Annotated in this window: 1 protein-coding gene; it reads left to right on the top strand. The window is 72.1% G+C overall.

Going from position 1 to position 1527, the window contains the following annotated elements; all coding sequences use genetic code 11:
* Window positions 1–241 precede the first annotated feature (241 nt).
* A complete protein-coding gene (locus tag ACFWJO_RS01965; RefSeq protein ID WP_386862891.1) occupies window positions 242–1408 on the top strand; it encodes an esterase-like activity of phytase family protein in 1167 nt (388 codons plus the stop codon).
* Window positions 1409–1527: the final 119 nt, after the last annotated feature.

Raw genomic sequence — 1527 nt, 5'->3', positions numbered from 1 at the left:
GGTGGGGGGGGGAAAAGGAGGAGAAGCCCGTTGCTGTGTCGGACTGGAGCAAAGGGACAGGCGCGCCCCCCCCCCCCCCCGCCCTCCTGCCCCCCCCCCCCCCGTGGGGGTTTGGGCCACCCCCGCGTCAGGCCCTGGGCTGAGGAGCGGAGACGGTGGGGCAGGTCCGTTCGAGGGATGCCGGAGCGACACCCGGATGGGTGACTGCGGCGCCGGGGTGGCCTGGGCCAAGATCATCCGCATGAGATCTTCTCTGACGCGCCGCGTGTGCGCCGCAGCCCTGCTCCTGACCTCGACGCTGGCCCCCGCCGCGGCCGCCGCCGCCCAACCGGGCGGTTCCGGAGGGCAGTCGGAGCGCGCCGCGCAAGCCCGCCTGCTCGGCGAAAAGATCGTTCCGCACAAGCTCGACTTCCAGGGAACGACGGTCGGCGGCTTCTCCGGGGTCGACCGCAACCGGTGCACCGGCGAGTACGTGTTCATCAGCGACGACCGCTCGTACCTGCAGCCCGCCCGCTTCTACACCGCCAGGCTGGACGTGGACGCCGACGGCGTGCACTCCGTCGACTTCACCGGTACCCACCCGTTCCGCCAGGCGGACGGCGCGGTGTACCCGTCCCCGTCGGCCGCCGACGGCAAGGCCGTCGACCCGGAGGAGATCCGGGTCGACCCGCGCAGCTGCCACTACTGGTGGGCGCAGGAGGGCGACCGGCCCACGGCGGCGAACGCACCGGTCATCCAGCCGTCCGTCCAGTTCGCCTCCGCCACCGGTGCCTACCTCGGTCAGCTGCCGCTGCCGGAGACCTACGAGGTCACCCTGGAGGAGCGCGGGCCGCGCCGGAACCAGGCGGTCGAGGCGATCACCTTCGGCGCCCGCGGCAAGGTCCTGACGAGCGCGGTCGAGGGGCCGCTGATCCAGGACGGTCCGGTGCCCGACCTGGAGCACGGCGCGCTCGTCCGGGTGACGAAGCAGACCCGCGGCGGCGAGGTGCTCGGACAGTTCGCGTACCCGATCGAGAAGATCTTCGCCGCGTCCGACCCGAACAGTCCCTGGGGCCCGGACACCGGAGTCCCGTCCCTCCTCGCGTTCCCCGACGACCCCGACCGCTACCTCGTCCTGGAACGCACCTGGGTCGCCGGCGCGGGATACAAGATCCGCGTCTACGACGCCACCACGCGCGGCGCGACCGACGTGCGGGCGACGGACTCCCTCGCCGGACAGCCCGTCGTGCCGATGAGCAAGAAGCTCGTCGTGGACCTGGACACCCTGGGCCTCTCCAGCATCCAGAACACCGAAGGCATGACGTGGGGGCCGGAACTCCCGTCCGGTGAGCGGTCGCTGATCCTGGTCAGCGACGACAACTTCTCGGACGACGAGGTCACCCAGATCGTCGCCCTCGCCATCCGCTGACCGACGTTCGGCCGCGGGGGGGGGTGCCCCAAGGGGACAGGGGGGTGTTTTGTGGGGGGTCCGCAGGCTCCCCCCCCACCCCCCCCGGGTGGGGTTTCGGTTCGTGACGGGGAAGTTGT

The organism is Streptomyces sp. NPDC127092, from assembly GCF_042722475.1.
Taxonomy (GTDB): Bacteria; Actinomycetota; Actinomycetes; order Streptomycetales; family Streptomycetaceae; genus Streptomyces.
This window is presented reverse-complemented; position numbering and strand designations above follow the sequence as displayed.

Excerpts from the sequence above, each read along its gene's own strand:
- ACFWJO_RS01965 (WP_386862891.1), top strand. The coding sequence starts at position 242 with ATGAGATCTTCTCTGACGCGCCGCGTGTGCGCCGCAGCCCTGCTCCTG.